Consider the following 17203-nt stretch of genomic DNA (forward strand, 5'->3'; position numbering starts at 1 on the left):
CGCGGCCCGTCACTGCAGATCCGCTTCGTCCGCACGGACGGCCCACTGCGCGAATCGCTCGCCCTCGTCGCGATGCTTGACGAAGTTGCGGACCACCCGGTCGATGTAGTCGCCCAGCTCGACGCTGGTGACCTTGTGCTGGCGCAGCTTCCGACCGAAGGCACTGTCGAAGCCGAGGCTGCCACCGAGGTGAACCTGGAAGCCCTCGACCTGACCGCCTGCACCGTCGTCGACAAGAAGGCCCTTGAAGCCGATGTCTGCCACCTGCGAGCGAGCGCACGAGTTGGGGCAGCCGTTGATGTTCACGGTGATCGGCACGTCGAGCTGTGCGTTGACGTCGGCGAGACGCTGCTCGAGCTCGGGCACCAGCACCTGCGAACGCTTACGGGTCTCGGCGAAGGACAGCTTGCAGAACTCGATTCCGCTGCAGGCCATCAGGTTCTTGCGCCAGATCGACGGGCGAGCCGGGAGGCCCAGCGCGTCCATCTCGGCAATGAAGTCCTCGAGCTTCTCGTCGGAGATGTCGAGCACGATCAGCTTCTGGTACGGGGTGAAGCGGATGCGGTCGGAACCGGCGCGCTGGGCGGCTTCGGCAACCTTCTGCAGGATCGTGCCGGACACACGTCCGGCGATCGGAGCGAGGCCGACGGCGTTGAGCCCGTTCTTCAGCTTCTGCACACCCACGTGGTCGATGGGGCGGGTCGGCTTCTCGGGTGCGGGGCCGTCGAGCAGCGGACGCTTCAGGTATTCGGTCTCGAGCACCTCGCGGAACTTCTCGATGCCCCAGTCCTTGACCAGGAACTTCAGCCGGGCCTTCGCGCGCAGACGGCGGTAGCCGTAGTCGCGGAAGATCGACACCACGCCTTCCCAGACGTCCGCCACCTCGTGCAGGGGAACCCACACGCCGAGACGCTGCGCCAGCATGGGATTGGTGGACAGTCCGCCGCCGACCCACACGTCGAGGCCGGGCCCGTGCTCGGGATGGTTCACCCCGATGAACGCGATGTCGTTGACCTCGTGCACCACGTCCTGCTGGCCGGAGATCGCCGTCTTGAACTTGCGGGGGAGGTTCGAGTACTCGGGCTTGCCGATGTAGCGCTCGACGATCTCGTCGATCGCCGCGGTCGGATCGAGCACCTCGTCGAGCGACTCGCCGGCCAACGGTGAACCGAGGACGACGCGGGGGCAGTCACCGCACGCCTCGGTCGTCTTCAGGCCGACGGACTCGATGCGTCGCCAGATCTCGGGGACGTTCTCGACCTCGATCCAGTGGTACTGCACATTCTCGCGGTCCGACAGGTCCGCGGTGTCGCGGCCGAACTCCGTCGAGATCTCGCCGAGAGTGCGCAACTGGAGAGCGGTGAGCGCCCCCGCGTCGCAGCGGATGCGCATCATGAAGTACTTCGCTTCGAGCAGGTCGATGTTCTCGTCGCCCGTGAAGGTGCCGTCGTATCCCTGTTCGCGCTGGGTGTAGAGACCCCACCAGCGGAACCGGCCGCGCAGATCGGCCTTGTCGATGCTGTCGAAGCCTTGCTTGCTGTAGATGTTCTCGATGCGCGCACGCACGTTGAGGGGGTTGTCGTCCTTCTTGCTCTGCTCGTTCGCGTTCAGCGGCTCGCGGTAGCCGAGGGCCCACTGGCCTTCGGACCTGCGCTTGGCGGATCGGGGTGTGCGCGCACGAGGCGCAGCTGCATCGGGTGAGGTCGTCATGAGTCGCGCTCCAGAAGTCGGGCGCCGACAGGTTCGCAGTGTTCGGAGGGCTGGTCCGCACACCTCGTCCCTGACCGGCCGGGGTTGTGCGGGCTGGCGGGAAGATCAGACGGTGGATTCCAGACAGCTGCAGACGCGTGCGAGATCGACGTGGCGGCGAGCCACGAGCATGATCTCGATGACGGTCATGGCGTCCATTCTGCCATGACGCCGAGTGCGGTCCGACCACGGCGGGCTCCGGAACGTGCTCACCAGCAGGTGGAGGACACTCGTACCGGTGACCTCCGCTGCACTCACCGCACCCGACACCGACACGTCCACACCGTTCGGGCTGTACCTGCACGTCCCGTTCTGCGCCACGCGCTGCGGCTACTGCGACTTCAACACCTACACGGCCGGTGAACTGGGCACCTCGGCGTCACCGCAGTCCTGGCTCGACGGAGTGCGCCGTGAGCTGGATCTCGCGGCGGCCACGTTCCAGCGGAAATCGGGCCGAGTGCCGAGTGTCGACACGGTCTTCGTCGGCGGCGGAACCCCGTCACTGCTCGGAGCCGACGGGCTGGCCGACCTGCTGGGGGCCGCACGGTCCTCCTTCGAGTTCTCCGCCGGAGCCGAGGTGACGACGGAGTCCAACCCGGAGTCGACGTCGCCGGCCTTCTTCGACGGCATCCGCGCGGCGGGCTTCACCAGGGTGTCGCTCGGTATGCAGTCCGCGGCGCCGCACGTGCTCGCGATCCTCGACCGCACCCACACACCGGGTCGAGCCGTCGACGCCGCGCGTGAAGCAGCGGCGGCCGGCTTCGACCACGTCAATCTCGACCTCATCTACGGCACGCCCGGCGAGCGCGACTCCGATCTCGACGCGTCGCTGGATGCGGTGCTGGAGGCCGGAGTCGACCACGTGTCGGCCTACGCGCTGATCGTCGAGGACGGCACTGCGCTCGCGCGTCGGGTCCGCCGCGGCGAGATCCCGATGCCCGACGACGACGTGCTGGCGGCCCGGTACGAGCGGATCGACGCGCGCCTGGCCGAGGCAGGTCTGGGCTGGTACGAGGTGTCCAACTGGGCCCGCGACCGCGACGCCGAATGTCGCCACAACATCGGCTACTGGGACGGCGGCGACTGGTGGGGCATCGGGCCCGGAGCCCACAGCTATGTGGACGGCACCCGGTTCTGGAACGTCAAGCACCCGGCGCGGTACGCCGAGACGCTGTCGACCGGCGAGTTGCCAATCGCGGACTCCGAGGTGCTTACCGCGGAAGAACAGCACATGGAACGGGTGATGTTGACGGCGCGGCTGCGGACCGGTGTCGCGGCGTCGGACCTGTCCGCGGACGAGGTGACCCGGGCTCGATCCTTCGTGGAGGAGGGACTACTCGACGCGCAGGGCGAGACATTCGTGCTGACCGACCGTGGACGACTGCTCGCCGACGGGGTCGTACGCGACATCCTCGAGTGACGGTCCTAGACAGCGATCGCGTCGTAGTCGAAGACACGGGCGTGAAGTACGACGCGGTTCCGGAGCGCGGCGCGCACCGCCCGGTGCAGCCCGTCCTCGAGGTAGACGACGCCGTGATAGTGCACGGCGTGGGGAAACAGGTCACCGTAGAAGGTGCTGTCCTCGGACAGCAGCCGGTCGAGTTCGAGCACCTTCGTGGTGGTCACGATCTCGTCGAGACGCAGCTGTCGGGGCGGAATCTTGGACCAGTCGCGCAGCGACAGACCGTGCTCCGGGTACGGCTTGCCGTCGCGCACTCCCTTGAAGATCACACCGGTCACAGTAGTGGAATGGGGCACCGCGGCGGCGGCGACTAGAATCGGCTGGTCCCCGGTGCCCTCGTCCGACAGTGGTGCCGAATCCGAGCGTAGGAGGGTTGCGATGTCGAGTACAGAGGATCGACGTTTCGAGGTCCTGCGTGCTCTGGTCGCCGACTATGTCGCGACGCAGGAGCCGATCGGGTCGAAAGCGCTGGTGGACCGCCACAATCTGGGCGTATCGAGTGCGACCGTGCGCAACGACATGGCCGTTCTCGAGGCGGAGGGCTACATCACCCAGCCGCACACCAGCTCGGGCCGCATTCCCACGGACAAGGGGTACCGGCAGTTCGTCGACCGCATCGCGGATGTCAAACCGCTGTCGGCCGCGGAACGGCGCGCCATTCTGCAATTCCTCGATTCGGGTGTCGACCTGGACGACGTGCTGCGCCGAGGCGTCCGTCTGCTCGCTCAGCTCACCCGCCAGGTAGCCGTGGTGCAGTATCCGACGCTGTCGGCATCGTCGGTGCGACACCTCGAGGTGGTCGCGTTGACACCGGCGCGGCTGCTGCTGGTTCTGATCACCGATTCCGGACGCGTCGATCAGCGCATCGTCGAATTGGGAGACGTCATCGGCGACGAGGATCTGAGCCGTCTGCGCACGCTGCTGGGCGGCGCGCTGGAAGGTAAGCGGCTGGCCCAGGCGTCCGTCGCCGTGGCCGAACTCGCGGAGACGGCACCCGACGATCTTCGCGACGCCGTCGTCCGGTCGTCGACCGTGCTGGTCGAGACCCTGGTCGAGCATCCCGAAGAACGCCTGGTCCTCGGCGGCACGGCGAACCTCACCCGCAACGCCGCGGATTTCGCGGCGCTGAACGGCTTCCCCGGCTCGCTGCGCTCCGTTCTCGAAGCGCTCGAGGAGCAGGTCGTCGTCCTCAAGCTCATCGCCGCGACACAGGAGACCGGACGCATCACCGTGCAGATCGGTGAGGAGACCATGGCACCGGAGATGCGCGGAGCCTCGGTCATCTCGACCGGCTACGGCTCCGCGGGGAACGTGCTGGGCGGCATGGGAGTGTTGGGTCCCACACGGATGGACTATCCGGGAACGATCGCCTCCGTCGCTGCCGTTGCCCGATACATAGGAGAGGTGCTGGCCGAACGCTGACGGCCATCACCGAACACACCACCTCACACGAACCCGTTTCGGACCGAAGGATATGAGTACTCACGTGGCACGCGATTATTACGGAACTCTGGGCGTCGACTCGAAGGCGTCCGATCAGGAGATCAAGCGCGCGTATCGCAAGCTCGCGCGCGAGTTCCACCCCGACGTCAACCCCGACGAGTCGGCCCAGGCCCGCTTCAAGGACATTAGCGCCGCTTACGAGGTGCTGTCCGATCCCGAGAAGCGACGCGTCGTAGACCTCGGCGGCGACCCCCTCGAGAGTGGTGGAGGCGGCGGCGCCGGCGGCTTCGGTGGAGCCGGCTTCGGCGGTGGCCTCGGAGACGTGTTCGAGGCATTCTTCGGCGGAAACGGCGGAGGATCACGCGGTCCCCGCGGGCGCGTCCAGCCCGGATCCGACTCGTTGCTGCGCACCACCCTCACCCTGGAGGAGTGCGCCACGGGCGTCACCAAGCACATCGCCGTCGAGACGGCCGTGCTGTGCGACGTGTGCACCGGTGCCGGTACCAACGGCGACTCCAAGCCCGTCCGCTGCGAGACGTGCAACGGCGCCGGCGAGGTGCAGTCCGTCCAGCGGTCGTTCCTCGGCCAGGTCATGACCGCTCGTCCCTGCCCGACATGCCGCGGCGCCGGTGAGACCATTCCCGATCCGTGCCGCAAGTGCGGTGGCGACGGACGCGTCCGTGCCCGCCGCGAACTCGCCGTCAAGGTGCCGGCCGGTGTCGGTAGCGGCATGCGGATCCGTCTGGCCGCGCAGGGCGAGGTCGGCCCCGGTGGTGGTCCCGCCGGTGACGTCTACGCCGAGGTCGTGGAGAAGTCGCACGACGTCTTCGTGCGCGACGGCGACGACCTGCACTGCACCATCCGCGTGCCCATGGCGGACGCCGCGCTGGGAACGTCTGTCAGCGTCGACGCGATCCTCGACGGCCCGACGAACATCACTATCGACGCCGGCACGCAGCCCGGGTCCGTCCAGGTTCTCCGCGGACACGGAATGCCGAAGCTGCGCAGCGGAGTTCGCGGTGACCTGCATGCCCACCTCGAGGTGGTCGTCCCGTCGCGCCTGGACTCGACCGAGACCAAGCTCCTGCAGCAACTCCGGACGCACCGCGAGCGCGACAACGCCGAAGTGGTGACGACGGCGTCGCAGCACACGGGCGGCCTGTTCTCGCGCCTGCGCGACGCCTTCAGTCGATAGCCGGTTCGGGCGATGGCTGCGACCGTCTACTTCCTCGACCCGCTACCCGCGCCGGGAGAGACGGGTGTTCTCGAGGGCGCAGAAGGTCGGCACGCCGCGACGGTGCGGCGCACCACGGTCGGTGAACGGCTGGTGCTGTCCGACGGTCACGGATCGTTCGCGACGGTCGAGGTGGTCGGCGTCGAGAAGAACCGCCTCGACGTCACGGTCCTGTCCGTCACGTCGGCAGCGCCGCCGTCCCCGACGGTCACCGTGATCCAGGCGCTCCCCAAGTCGGAGCGCTCGGAGCTGGCGGTCGAGACGGCGACCGAGGCCGGCGTCGACGCGATCGTGCCGTGGCAGTCGCTGCGGTGCGTATCGCGGTGGGACGGACCCAAGGCCGCCAAGGGCGTCGTCAAATGGCGCAATGCTGCAACGAGTGCGGCCAAGCAGGCCCGGCGCGCGTTCGTTCCGGATGTCGCGGACCTGCACGACACCAGGATGGTGCTCGAGATGGTGTCGGGCATCGTGGCACGCGGAGGCCTGGTGGTCGCCCTACACGAGTCCGCGTCCTCACCGTTCGTCACCCTGCCCTTCCGTGACGCGGGCGAGGTCGTGCTCATCGTGGGACCGGAAGGCGGGCTCGACGACTCCGAGATCGACAAACTTGTCGCCGCCGGTGCCGTCACCGCTCTGCTCGGACCGACGGTGTTGCGCACGTCGACAGCCGCAGCCGTGGCGCTCGGGGCCCTGGGCGCCCTGACCGACAGGTGGGACGGCGCGCCCCCTGCGTGAAGGGCCAGCTGTGTGTACGTGCTCCGGTTTCCGCAACCCGCTCCCGTTGTAACCGGAGCAGGTTGCGGCAACCGGAGCACCTAGTGCCGCGGGTGCCGCACGACATAAAGGAATGCGCTTCTCGGGGGAGACGTTAAAGTGGTGAAAGGTTCCCGTCGCTGGACGAACCGAGTATCGAAACCCGAGAGAAGGCCATAGCCACCACGTGAGTGACAACACCCCTCGCGTCGCCGCAGGCGACGACAGCCAGACCGGTTCACGCTCGTCCCGCGCCGCCAAGCGCCAATCCGCCCGTCCGGTTCTCGCCGAGGCTCGTGTGTCCGAGACGATGGAACTCGATCCTGCGGTGATGTTCCCGCTGCTCGGTTCGACGGACGGAAACCTCCGCGCGCTCGAACAGGTCCTGTCGGCGGAGATCCACGTCCGCGGCAACGTGGTCACCTTCGAGGGCGCACCCTCCGATGTGGCCGTCGGCAAGCGGGTGTTGACCGAGCTTGCCGCTGTGGTCACCGCCGGCGGACCGGTCACGCCCGACGCGGTCCGGCGCTCGGTCGCCATGCTGACCAGGGGTGTCAGCGAGTCCCCGGCAGAGGTGCTCAGCCTCGACATCCTGTCGCGTCGCGGCAAGACGATCCGTCCGAAGACGCTGAACCAGAAGCGCTACGTCGACGCGATCGACGCCAACACCATCGTCTTCGGTGTCGGCCCCGCCGGTACGGGCAAGACGTATCTCGCGATGGCCAAGGCGGTTCAGGCTCTGCAGGCCAAGCAGGTCAGCCGCATCATCCTGACTCGTCCGGCCGTCGAGGCGGGCGAACGGTTGGGCTTCCTGCCGGGCACCCTGCACGACAAGATCGACCCGTACCTCCGGCCGTTGCACGATGCGCTGCACGACATGATGGACGTCGAGGCGATTCCGAAGCTCATGGCCGCGGGCATCATCGAGGTCGCGCCGCTGGCGTACATGCGTGGGCGCACTCTCAACGACGCGTTCATCATCCTCGACGAGGCACAGAACACCACGGCCGAGCAGATGAAGATGTTCCTGACGCGACTCGGCTTCAACTCCAAGATCGTGGTGACCGGCGACATCACCCAGGTCGACCTACCGGGTGGATCGAAGTCCGGCCTGCGTGCGGCGAGCGAGATCCTGGTCGACATCGACGACATCCACTTCGCCAAGCTCGACAGCAGCGACGTCGTCCGTCACCGGTTGGTGTCGTCCATCGTCGACGCGTACGAACGGTTCGATGCGTCCGAGACGGCGTCGAACAATCGTGCGGCCCGACGCGGCACCGGTCCTCGGGCCGCGCACCGCTGACTGCTCCGATCAGTCCGGGTTCTGCCTGCACTAGTACGGTGATCGCATGAGTATCGAGGTCTCCAACGAATCCGGCATGGAGGTCGGCGAAGAAGATCTGATCGCGGTGGCGCGCTACGCCATCGCCCGGATGGACGTGCACCCGGCGGCCGAGCTGTCGATGGTGCTGGTCGACTCGGCCACCATGGCGGACCTGCACATGCGATGGATGGACCTGCCCGGTCCGACCGATGTCATGTCGTTCCCGATGGACGAGCTCGAGCCCGGCGGTCGCCCCGATTCGCCGGACCCGGGCCCGTCCATGCTCGGCGACATCGTGCTGTGCCCGTCGTTCGCGGCGGACCAGGCGGAGAAGGCCGGCCATCCCCTCGCGCACGAGCTCGCCCTGCTGACGGTTCACGGTGTCCTGCACCTGCTGGGCTACGACCACGCAGAGCCGGACGAGGAGAAGGAGATGTTCGGACTCCAGAACAGCCTCCTCGAGGACTGGTACGAGAGCCTGCGTCAGGCCGATCGTGATGCTGCGTCGGCGGCGAAGGACGCGAAGCTGTTGGGCAGCACCGGTTTCGTGGCACCCGACACCCGTTCCGGTGGTGAGTCCGCCCGGTGACCAGCGCTCCGGCACTGATCGTGCTCGCCGTCATCCTCGTTCCCCTCGGTGGCCTGTTCGCCGCCGTCGACTCCGCCATCAACACCGTGTCCTCGGCGCGTGTGGAGGAGATGGTCAAGGAGTCGCGGGGCGGCTCCTCCGAGTTGCTGCGGATCCTGGACGACCGCCCCCGGTACGTCAATCTGATGGTCCTGCTCCGCATCCTGTGCGAGATCGGGTCGACCGTGGTTCTCGCGGGAGCGCTGCTGGACCTGCTCGAGCCGGCGGCTGCCTTGGCCATCGCCGCCGGAGTCATGGTGATCGTCGACTACGTCGTGATCGGTGTCGGACCCCGCACACTGGGTCGACAGCACGCGTATTCGATCTCGCTCGGATCGTCGTATCCGTTGCGCGCCATCGGCATTCTGCTCGGACCGGTCAGTCGGCTCCTGATCCTGGTGGGTAACGCCATCACACCGGGCCGCGGTTTCCGCAACGGTCCGTTCGCGTCGGAGATCGAACTGCGGGAACTCGTCGACATGGCGGGGGAGCGCGGAGTGGTGGCGGCCGGTGAACGACGGATGATCCAGTCGGTCTTCGAACTGGGTGACACCTCGGCCCGCGAGGTCATGGTTCCCCGCACCGAGATGGTGTGGATCGAGCGCGACAAGTCCGCGGGTCAGGCGACGACCCTTGCCGTCCGCAGCGGACACTCCCGCATTCCCGTCATCGGTGAGAACGTCGACGACATCCTCGGAGTCGTGTACCTCAAGGACCTCGTCCAACAGACGTACACCTCGTCCGACGGCGGCCGGAGCGTGCGAGTGGACGAGGTGATGCGACCCGCCGTGTTCGTTCCCGACTCGAAGCCGTTGGACAGTCTGCTGGCCGAGATGCAGCGCGACCGCAAGCACATGGCGGTCCTCGTCGACGAGTACGGCGGCGTGGCCGGGTTGGTGACCATCGAGGACGTCCTCGAGGAGATCGTCGGCGAGATCGCGGACGAGTACGACACCGACGAGGTGGCGCCGATCGAGGAGTTGGACGACGAGAGGTACCGGGTGTCCTCCCGACTCCCTCTGGAGGACCTCGGCGAGATCTTCGACGTGGAGATCGACAACGACGAGGTCGACACCGTGGGCGGACTGCTGTCCTACGAGATCGGCCGCGTGCCGCTGCCGGGAGCTCGGGTGGAGGCACACGGGTTGATACTGGTGGCGGAGGGCGGAACGGATGCGCGTGGCCGCGTCCGGGTCAGCACCGTCCTGGTGGAGAAGAGCCCGGAACCCGAATCCGGTGACGACAGCACAGACGACGACAGAGACGAGAACGACGATGACCGACGCTGAGCCAGGCGAGTTCCACTCCGGATTCGTCTGCTTCGTCGGTCGGCCCAACACCGGCAAGTCGACGCTGACGAACGCGCTCGTCGGCGCCAAGATCGCGATCACGTCGTCGCGGCCGCAGACGACCCGGCACACGATCCGCGGCATCGTCCACCGCGACCATGCACAGCTGATCCTCGTGGACACGCCGGGACTACACCGCCCCCGCACCTTGCTGGGTCAGCGACTCAACGACCTCGTGCGCGACACGTATTCGGAGGTCGACGCGATCGGACTGTGCATCCCGGCCGACGAGAAGATCGGACCCGGCGACCGCTGGATTCTCGAGCAGGTGCGCCACAACGCCCGCGGCACCAAGCTCGTCGGGCTGGTCACGAAGATCGACAAGGTGTCCAAGCAACGCGTGATGGAGCAATTGATCGCCGTCTCGAATCTGCTCGGTCCGGAGTGCGAGGTAGTGCCGGTGTCGGCGGCGTCGGGTGAGCAGATCGAGATCGTCATCGACGTCTTCGCCAAGGTGCTCCCGCCCGGTCCAGCCTTCTATCCCGACGGCGAATTGACCGACGAGCCCGAAGAGACGTTGATGGCGGAGCTGATCCGCGAGGCAGCGCTGGAGGGTGTCCACGACGAGTTGCCGCACTCGCTCGCCGTGGTGATCGAGGAGATCGGTCCCCGTGAGGGTTCCGACTCGATGCTCGACGTGCACGCCATCCTCTACGTCGAGCGGCAGTCGCAGAAGGCCATCGTGATCGGTAAGGGCGGCACTCGACTGCGCGACGTCGGTACGGCCGCGCGCAGTCAGATCGAGAAGTTGCTGGGCACCCGCATCTATCTCGACCTGCGCGTGAAGGTGGCCAAGGACTGGCAGCGCGATCCCAAGCAGATGGGCAAGTTGGGCTTCTGACCCCCGCGGCTACCGTGCCGCGTCAGATCGTCGCGACACGGTAGCCGGGTGAGAACTCAGGACAGGTGCTCGGGCTCCGTCTGCGTCTTGTGGTGCTCGTCGGATCGCATGGCGTCCTGGCCGCCGTGCCCGGTCCCCGGGCTTCCGGCCTTCGCCGGACTCAACGACACGATGATCGACTTGGACGTGGGGCAGTTGCTGTCCGTGGCCGACGAGTCGAGCGGGACCAGGGGGTTGGTCTCCGGGTAGTAGGCGGCCGCGGACCCCTTGGGCGTCTGGTACTCGACGATCCGGAAGTTCTCGGCGACGCGCACCACGTCGTCGTCGTCCCACTTGGTGGTGATGTCGACGAAGTCGCCGTCCTTCATGCCCAGTTCCGCGATGTCGCCGCGGTTGACGAACACGACGCGGCGTCCGCCCTCGATGCCCCGGTACCGGTCGCTGAGGCCGTAGATCGTGGTGTTGAACTGATCGTGGCTCCGGAACGTCTGCAGCAGAAGATGCTTCGGCGGCACCTGCAGGGCGTCGATGGGCGAGACGAAGAACTCGGCCAGCCCGGACTCGGTCTGGAAGGTCCGCGAATCACGCGGCGGGTGGGGGAGCACGAAGCCTCCGGGACGGCGAGCGTTGACCTCGTAGCCCTCGCACCCCGGAACCACCCTCGAGATGTGCTGACGGATGGTGCGGTAGTCGTCGCGCATGCCCTTCCAGTCGAGACCGTAGCGGTCGCCGATCGTGGCTTCGGCGATCTGCGTGATGATCTCGACCTCGGACTTCACATGCTTGCTCGGCGGATCGAGCGGACCGCGGGAGGAGTGCACGGAACACGTCGAGTCCTCGACGCTGATCCACTGCGGCCCGCTGGCCTGGATGTCCTTCTCGGTGCGGCCCTTTGTCGGCAGGATCAGCGCCACGTCACCGGTGACGAGGTGCGAGCGGTTGATCTTGGTGGAGATGTGCACCGTCATGTTCGTCTTGCGCATCGCCTCGAACGTGACAGTGCTGTCCGGTGTGGCCTGGGCGAAGTTGCCGCCGAGACCGAGGAAGAACTTGACCTTGCCGTCGCGCATCCCACGGATCGAGTCGATGGTGTCCAGACCGTTCTCCCGCGGCGGATCGAACCCGAACTCGGTCTCCAGTGCGTCGAGGAAGTGCTTCGGTACGCGCTCCCAGATGCCCATGGTGCGATCGCCCTGGACGTTCGAGTGACCGCGCACGGGCAGCACGCCGGCATTCGGCTTGCCGATGTTGCCCTGGGCGAACGCGAGATTGGTGATCTCCTTGACGGTGTTCACCGCGTTGCGGTGCTGGGTGATGCCCATCGCCCAGCAGAAGACGGTGGCCTTCGAGTCGCGCAGCAGCTTCGCGGCGTCGGTGATCTGCGCCCGCGAGAGACCGGTGACCGTCTCGACCTCGTCCCAGTCGACCTCGGAGACGTGCTGCTTCCACAGGTCGAAGTTGTTGGTGTACTTCTCGATGAACTCGTGATCGAGGGCGTCCCACTCGACGAGGAGCTTGCCCATCGCCTGGAACAGAGCCAAATCCCCGTTGATGCGGATCGGCAGGTGCATGTCCTCGAGGTCGGTGCCCGGACCCACCATGCCGCGCGGCGTCTGCGGGTTCTTGAAGTTGATCAGGCCGGCTTCGCGCAGCGGGTTGATCGCGAGGATCTTGGCGCCGTTCTGCTTCGCCTTCTCCAGCGCCGACAGCATGCGCGGATGGTTGGTGCCCGGGTTCTGCCCGGCCAGGATGATGAGATCCGCGCCGTACACGTCGTCGAGCACGACGCTGGCCTTACCGATGCCCATCGACTCCTGCAGGGCGAAGGAGGTGGACTCGTGGCACATGTTGGAACAGTCCGGCAGGTTGTTGGTGCCGTACGCGCGGACGAAGAGCTGGTACACGAACGCGGACTCGTTGGACGCGCGGCCCGAGGTGTAGAAGGTGGCCTCGTCCGGGTGCAGCGAGCGCAGTTCCTTGCCGATGAGGTCGAAGGCCTCGTCCCACCCGATCGCCTCGTAGTGGGTGCCACCCGAGCGCTTGACCATCGGATGCGTGATGCGCCCCTGCTGGCCGAGCCAGTGCTCACTGTGCGAGTCGAGGTCGGCGATGCTGTGGCCGGCGAAGAACTCCGGCGTGGCTCGACGCTTGTCGGCCTCCTCCGCCACGGCCTTCGCGCCGTTCTCGCAGAACTCCGCGGTGTGGCGATGTCCCGGATCGGGGTCCGGCCACGCGCAGCTCATGCAGTCGAAGCCCTCGGCCTGGTTCAGTTCGAGCAGCGTCCGTGCAGTACGCACCGGGCCCATGCGCTCGAGCGAGCGCTTCATCGAGACGGCGACGGCAGTAGGACCTGCGGCATGCTTCTTCGGCTTCTCGATCGAGAGGTCTGCCTCGTCGTAGTCCCGTGAATCGTGCGTCGTGGTCATCGTTCCCAACTTCCCTCTTCGGCAGTTCGATACTTCGAGCATGCCCCGGTCCCACAGTAGAGCGGGCGCCCGACACGACACCCTCCGCGAACGTTTACCCCCGGCCGGGACCGGTGAATCCGTCCCCTACCGTGGGGTAGATGAAACGAACTCTGACGGTGTCCGACCACGTCGACGTCGCCGCGGAACCCGACGCGGTCTATGCGCTGCTGAGCGATCCGACACAGGTGCACCGCTGGAGTCCCGAGAACACCGGTGCCGTCGTCGAGAATCCGCGCCGCGGCGGCGCGTACGAGGGAATGACCTTCGTCGGCCGCAACAAGCGCGGCCGCGCCACGTGGAGTACCCGGTGCGTCGTCACGGCCGCCGAGCCGGGCCGCCGCTTCGCCTTCCGCGTCGACGTCATCGGCCCCGGCAAGCCAGTGGTCAAGGCCAGGAACGCTACGTGGGAATACCGGATGGAGCCGATCGACGGCGGCACGAGGGTCACCGAGATCTGGACCGACGATCGCCCGTGGCCGGACGCCGTGGCCGCCGTGTTCGACAAGGTGGCGGCGGGCCGACCGTTCGCGGACTTCCAGCGTCGCAACATCGCCACGACCCTGAAGAATCTGCAGAAGGACCTCGGCGCTCCCTGATCACCGTTAACGCCCGACGTGGGAGAATGGCGAGGTGCCGACGCGGCACCCGCGTACCGGCTGGAGGTGACGAACGATGAGGTCGTATCGCGATCACGCCGTCGTGCTCCGCCAACACAAGCTGGGCGAGGCCGATCGCATCGTCACGTTGCTGACTCGCAACAACGGTCTGGTGCGCGCGGTGGCCAAGGGCGTGCGGCGCACCACCTCCAAGTTCGGGGCACGCCTCGAGCCGTTCGCCTACATCGACGTCCAGCTCTACCCGGGTCGCAACCTGGACATCGTGACGCAGGTCCAGACCGTCGAGGCCTTCGCGTCCGACATCGTCTCGGACTACAGCCGCTACACCACCGCATGCGCGATTCTCGAGACGTCGGAGCGGCTCGCGGGTGAAGAACATGCGCCCGCGCCCCGATTGCACCACCTGACGGTCGGGGCCCTGCGTGCGCTCGCGACCGGTGAGCGCGACTCGGGACTGGTGCTCGACGCGTTCCTGCTGCGCGCGATGAACTTCGCCGGCTGGGCGCCCGCACTGGACGAGTGCGCCAAGTGCGCGATTCCCGGCCCTCATCGCGCGTTCCACGTCGCGGCCGGGGGAGCGGTGTGCACCCACTGCCGCCCGGCCGGGTCGAGCACGCCCTCCCTGGGGGTGCTGGATCTGATGTCCGCGTTGCAGAGCGGCGACTGGAACGGCACGGTGGCGTCCACCGACTCGATACGCGCGCAGGCCAGCGGCCTGGTGGCAGCCCATCTGCAGTGGCACCTCGAACGCCAACTGCGCACGCTGCCCTTCGTCGAACGCACGGGTGGCGGCGTCGTTCGCGTCGTCGGGCAGGATGAGGTTCGTGATACGTCGACGAACGCAGCACACACCGCCTGAGAAGCGGGAGGTCCGCGCGCCCGACCCGCATCCGTCGGGAGCGAGGGCGCCGATCATCCAGCCCGAGCTGATCCCGCGTCATGTCGCTCTGGTGATGGACGGCAACGGCCGCTGGGCGCAGGATCGCGGCCTACCGCGTACTGCCGGGCACGAGCAGGGCGAAGCGGTCCTCATGGACACCGTGTGCGGATGTATCGACATCGGCGTCACCTGGCTGTCGGCGTACGCCTTCTCGACGGAGAACTGGCGGCGCAGCCCGGACGAGGTCAAGTTCCTCATGGGGTTCAACCGTGACGTCATCCGTCGTCGGCGGGACGAGATGCACGAGATGGGGGTGCGCGTGCGGTGGGCCGGCCGGCGTCCTCGACTGTGGCGCAGCGTCATCACCGAGCTCGAGACGGCGGAGGAGCTGACGAAGGACAACACCGTCATGACGTTGACGATGTGCGTCAACTACGGCGGTCGGGCGGAGATCGTCGACGCAGCGCGGGAGATCGCGCGCCGCGCTGCCGCCGGCCAGCTCGATCCGGACAAGATCTCCGAGGCGTCGTTCGCCAAGTACCTGGACGAGCCCGACATGCCGGACGTCGATCTGTTTCTGCGTCCGTCCGGCGAGCAACGCACCTCCAACTTCCTGATCTGGCAGTCGGCGTACGCCGAGATGGTGTTCCAGGAAAAGCTCTTCCCCGATTTCGACCGTCGCGACCTGTGGGCCGCCTGTGTCGAATACGCCTCTCGTGACCGCAGATTCGGTGGTGTCAAATGAGTGAGGACGACATCGTGAGGCTACTGCAGGATCGTGCCCGTCTCGCCCTCGGCCAATTCGCCGACGTCAGCGTCGGAGACGATGGATCGCTCGGATTCTCGTATGCCGGAGCACTGTGTTCGCTGCGCGCAGTGGCTCTCAGTCCCGGTCTCGAGGTCCTCTCGTTGACGGCGGTGCTGGCCTGGGATCGTCCGTCCTCGGGCACTCTGCGTGCGAAAGTCGCTGTGCGCAACAGTGAATCGCAATTCGGGTCCATCTCCCTGACCACGCACGGATCGCAGGCAGACGTCGTCATGCGCTACACGTTCCCCGCGTCCGGACTGGACGACGAGCCGTTGATGACGATGCTGGTGTTGGTGCTCTCCGGTGTCGAGAAGGCGCGCGTCGGCCTCGTCCCGTGACCCGTCGGAGCGTCGGCGACATAGACGCCGAACACATCTGGCACCCGTATTCGGGATTCCCGTCTCCGCGTCCGGCGGTGGTGACATCGGCTGCGGGCGTGCGCATCACGCTGGACGACGGGCGTTCGTTGATCGACGGCATGAGTTCGTGGTGGGCTGCCGTCCACGGGTACGGACACCCGGTTCTCGACGCTGCCGTCACGGCGCAACTGGGCGCCATGAGTCACGTCATGTTCGGCGGTCTGACGCACGAGCCGGCGGCCAGGCTGGCGGAACTGCTGGTGACGATCACCCCGGAGGGGCTCGAGCGGGTGTTCTTCTGCGACTCCGGCTCGGTGTCCGTCGAAGTGGCGGTCAAGATGGCGCTCCAGTATCACCGTGCCCTGGGACGCCCCGACAAACGCCGGCTCCTGACATGGCGCGGCGGCTACCACGGTGACACTTTCACGCCGATGAGCGTGTGTGATCCCGACGGCGGCATGCACTCGGCGTGGTCGGGAGTCCTGGCGGAGCAGGTGTTCGTCGACGCGCCGCCGCGATCGGACACACCGTTCGACGAGAGCTATGCGGCGATGCTGCGTGAGACGATCGAGCGCCGCGCGTCCGAGCTGGCGGCGGTCATCGTCGAACCCGTCGTCCAGGGCGCCGGCGGTATGAGATTCCACGACCCACGCTACGTTCGCGTGCTTCGTGAGGCGTGCTCCGATCACGACGTCCTTCTGATCCTCGACGAGATCGCCACCGGATTCGGCCGCACCGGAACGTTGTTCGCGTCCGAGCAAGCCGGTGTCGGCCCGGACATCCTCTGCGTCGGCAAGGCGCTGACGGGTGGCTACCTGTCGATGGCTGCGACGCTGTGCACGGCGGAGGTGGCGTCGGTCATCAGCGCGGGGCCCGCGGGCGGTCTGATGCACGGCCCGACCTTCATGGCGAATCCGTTGGCGTGCGCTGTGGCGGTGGCGTCGACGGAACTTCTGTTGGCACGGGATTGGCGGGCAGAGGTCGCGGCGATCGAGACGGGTCTCAGCCGCGAGTTGGTCCGTGCGAATGCTCTGCCGATCGTCCGCGACGTGCGGGTGCTCGGCGGTATCGGTGTGATCGAGCTCGACCGTGAGGTCGACGTCGCGCTCGCGACCGCGGCCGCCATGGCCCGCGGCGTGTGGATCCGGCCGTTCCGGAATCTGATCTACGCGATGCCGCCCTACGTCTGCACGGCCGACGACATCCGTGCGATCGGGGAAGCGCTGGTGTGCGCGGCCGCAGCCACGCAAACTTGAACACTGTTCAAGTCCATGCGTAGGCTGCGCGT

17 protein-coding genes are annotated in these 17203 nt (G+C 67.1%); 13 read left to right on the forward strand and 4 right to left on the reverse strand.

The annotated features are described in order from the left end of the window. Nucleotides 1–9: 9 nt before the first annotated feature. The gene (locus AC0IX4_RS19880) at nt 10–1710 is read right to left on the reverse strand and encodes a nitrite/sulfite reductase (protein ID WP_471830639.1); all 1701 of its coding nucleotides are present in this window, start codon (nt 1708–1710) and stop codon (nt 10–12) included. Between the two features lie 105 nt (nt 1711–1815). Then, entirely contained in the window at nt 1816–1908 is a 93-nt protein-coding gene (locus AC0IX4_RS19885; protein WP_471830641.1) for a putative leader peptide, read from the reverse strand. A gap of 79 nt (nt 1909–1987) precedes the next feature. On the opposite strand from AC0IX4_RS19885, the gene hemW reads away from it, so the two are divergent. After that, complete coding sequence (gene hemW / locus AC0IX4_RS19890; protein ID WP_471830643.1) at nt 1988–3169, forward strand: radical SAM family heme chaperone HemW; 1182 nt, start codon at nt 1988–1990, stop codon at nt 3167–3169. A 5-nt stretch (nt 3170–3174) separates the two neighbouring features. On the opposite strand, the gene AC0IX4_RS19895 is transcribed toward hemW, so the two are convergent. Further along, nucleotides 3175–3480 carry a type II toxin-antitoxin system VapB family antitoxin gene (locus tag AC0IX4_RS19895; RefSeq protein WP_042572891.1) on the reverse strand — a complete coding sequence of 102 codons (306 nt, stop codon included), beginning with the start codon at nt 3478–3480 and terminating at the stop codon, nt 3175–3177. 109 nt (nt 3481–3589) lie between these two features. Here AC0IX4_RS19895 and hrcA point away from each other — a divergent pair, with 109 nt between their 5' ends. The 7 genes from hrcA (at nt 3590) to era (ending at nt 10783) form a co-directional block, all read left to right on the forward strand. Continuing rightward, nucleotides 3590–4633 carry a heat-inducible transcriptional repressor HrcA gene (gene hrcA / locus AC0IX4_RS19900; protein ID WP_056075576.1) on the forward strand — a complete coding sequence of 348 codons (1044 nt, stop codon included), beginning with the start codon at nt 3590–3592 and terminating at the stop codon, nt 4631–4633. A gap of 64 nt (nt 4634–4697) precedes the next feature. Beyond that, on the forward strand, nt 4698–5849 hold the full coding sequence (dnaJ, locus tag AC0IX4_RS19905) for a molecular chaperone DnaJ (protein WP_042572814.1): 1152 nt from the start codon (nt 4698–4700) through the stop codon (nt 5847–5849). 12 nt (nt 5850–5861) lie between these two features. Then, on the forward strand, nt 5862–6623 hold the full coding sequence (locus tag AC0IX4_RS19910) for a 16S rRNA (uracil(1498)-N(3))-methyltransferase (protein WP_471830645.1): 762 nt from the start codon (nt 5862–5864) through the stop codon (nt 6621–6623). Nucleotides 6624–6951: 328 nt separating this feature from the next. Beyond that, a complete protein-coding gene (locus AC0IX4_RS19915; RefSeq protein ID WP_471830741.1) occupies nt 6952–7944 on the forward strand; it encodes a PhoH family protein in 993 nt (330 codons plus the stop codon). A gap of 46 nt (nt 7945–7990) precedes the next feature. After that, nucleotides 7991–8554, forward strand: coding sequence for an rRNA maturation RNase YbeY (gene ybeY, locus AC0IX4_RS19920; protein ID WP_471830647.1), 564 nt, complete (start codon nt 7991–7993; stop codon nt 8552–8554). Continuing rightward, a complete protein-coding gene (locus tag AC0IX4_RS19925; RefSeq protein ID WP_042572817.1) occupies nt 8551–9882 on the forward strand; it encodes a hemolysin family protein in 1332 nt (443 codons plus the stop codon). Before ybeY ends, AC0IX4_RS19925 begins: the two co-directional genes overlap by 4 nt. Further along, the gene (era, locus tag AC0IX4_RS19930) at nt 9869–10783 is read left to right on the forward strand and encodes a GTPase Era (protein ID WP_042572818.1); all 915 of its coding nucleotides are present in this window, start codon (nt 9869–9871) and stop codon (nt 10781–10783) included. The genes AC0IX4_RS19925 and era overlap by 14 nt, the downstream gene beginning before the upstream one ends. 56 nt (nt 10784–10839) lie before the next feature. On the opposite strand, the gene AC0IX4_RS19935 is transcribed toward era, so the two are convergent. Further along, nucleotides 10840–13209 (reverse strand): FdhF/YdeP family oxidoreductase, encoded by a 2370-nt coding sequence (locus AC0IX4_RS19935; protein ID WP_471830649.1) that lies wholly within the window; start codon nt 13207–13209, stop codon nt 10840–10842. A gap of 140 nt (nt 13210–13349) precedes the next feature. Here AC0IX4_RS19935 and AC0IX4_RS19940 point away from each other — a divergent pair, with 140 nt between their 5' ends. The 5 genes from AC0IX4_RS19940 (at nt 13350) to AC0IX4_RS19960 (ending at nt 17171) form a co-directional block, all read left to right on the forward strand. Beyond that, nucleotides 13350–13847 carry an SRPBCC family protein gene (locus AC0IX4_RS19940; RefSeq protein WP_056075585.1) on the forward strand — a complete coding sequence of 166 codons (498 nt, stop codon included), beginning with the start codon at nt 13350–13352 and terminating at the stop codon, nt 13845–13847. A 76-nt stretch (nt 13848–13923) separates the two neighbouring features. Next, nucleotides 13924–14727: a DNA repair protein RecO gene (recO, locus tag AC0IX4_RS19945; protein ID WP_471830650.1), complete on the forward strand. Its 804-nt coding sequence runs from the start codon at nt 13924–13926 to the stop codon at nt 14725–14727. After that, nucleotides 14684–15493, forward strand: coding sequence for an isoprenyl transferase (locus tag AC0IX4_RS19950; protein WP_042572822.1), 810 nt, complete (start codon nt 14684–14686; stop codon nt 15491–15493). The genes recO and AC0IX4_RS19950 overlap by 44 nt, the downstream gene beginning before the upstream one ends. Further along, nucleotides 15490–15894, forward strand: a complete 405-nt coding sequence (locus AC0IX4_RS19955; protein ID WP_471830652.1) for a hypothetical protein — start codon at nt 15490–15492, stop codon at nt 15892–15894. Before AC0IX4_RS19950 ends, AC0IX4_RS19955 begins: the two co-directional genes overlap by 4 nt. Beyond that, nucleotides 15891–17171, forward strand: coding sequence for an adenosylmethionine--8-amino-7-oxononanoate transaminase (locus tag AC0IX4_RS19960; RefSeq protein WP_471830653.1), 1281 nt, complete (start codon nt 15891–15893; stop codon nt 17169–17171). The genes AC0IX4_RS19955 and AC0IX4_RS19960 overlap by 4 nt, the downstream gene beginning before the upstream one ends. The last annotated feature ends 32 nt before the right edge of the window (nt 17172–17203 follow it).

This window comes from Rhodococcus sp. AC861, from assembly GCF_979256035.1.

Coding starts and splice junctions, on each gene's coding strand:
- AC0IX4_RS19880 (WP_471830639.1), bottom strand. CDS start 1,710: ATGACGACCTCACCCGATGCAGCTGCGCCTCGTGCGCGCACACCCCGA.
- AC0IX4_RS19885 (WP_471830641.1), bottom strand. CDS start 1,908: ATGGACGCCATGACCGTCATCGAGATCATGCTCGTGGCTCGCCGCCAC.
- hrcA (WP_056075576.1), top strand. CDS start 3,590: ATGTCGAGTACAGAGGATCGACGTTTCGAGGTCCTGCGTGCTCTGGTC.
- AC0IX4_RS19910 (WP_471830645.1), top strand. CDS start 5,862: ATGGCTGCGACCGTCTACTTCCTCGACCCGCTACCCGCGCCGGGAGAG.
- AC0IX4_RS19915 (WP_471830741.1), top strand. CDS start 6,952: ATGGAACTCGATCCTGCGGTGATGTTCCCGCTGCTCGGTTCGACGGAC.
- ybeY (WP_471830647.1), top strand. CDS start 7,991: ATGAGTATCGAGGTCTCCAACGAATCCGGCATGGAGGTCGGCGAAGAA.
- era (WP_042572818.1), top strand. CDS start 9,869: ATGACCGACGCTGAGCCAGGCGAGTTCCACTCCGGATTCGTCTGCTTC.
- AC0IX4_RS19935 (WP_471830649.1), bottom strand. CDS start 13,209: ATGACCACGACGCACGATTCACGGGACTACGACGAGGCAGACCTCTCG.
- AC0IX4_RS19940 (WP_056075585.1), top strand. CDS start 13,350: ATGAAACGAACTCTGACGGTGTCCGACCACGTCGACGTCGCCGCGGAA.
- recO (WP_471830650.1), top strand. CDS start 13,924: ATGAGGTCGTATCGCGATCACGCCGTCGTGCTCCGCCAACACAAGCTG.
- AC0IX4_RS19950 (WP_042572822.1), top strand. CDS start 14,684: ATGAGGTTCGTGATACGTCGACGAACGCAGCACACACCGCCTGAGAAG.
- AC0IX4_RS19955 (WP_471830652.1), top strand. CDS start 15,490: ATGAGTGAGGACGACATCGTGAGGCTACTGCAGGATCGTGCCCGTCTC.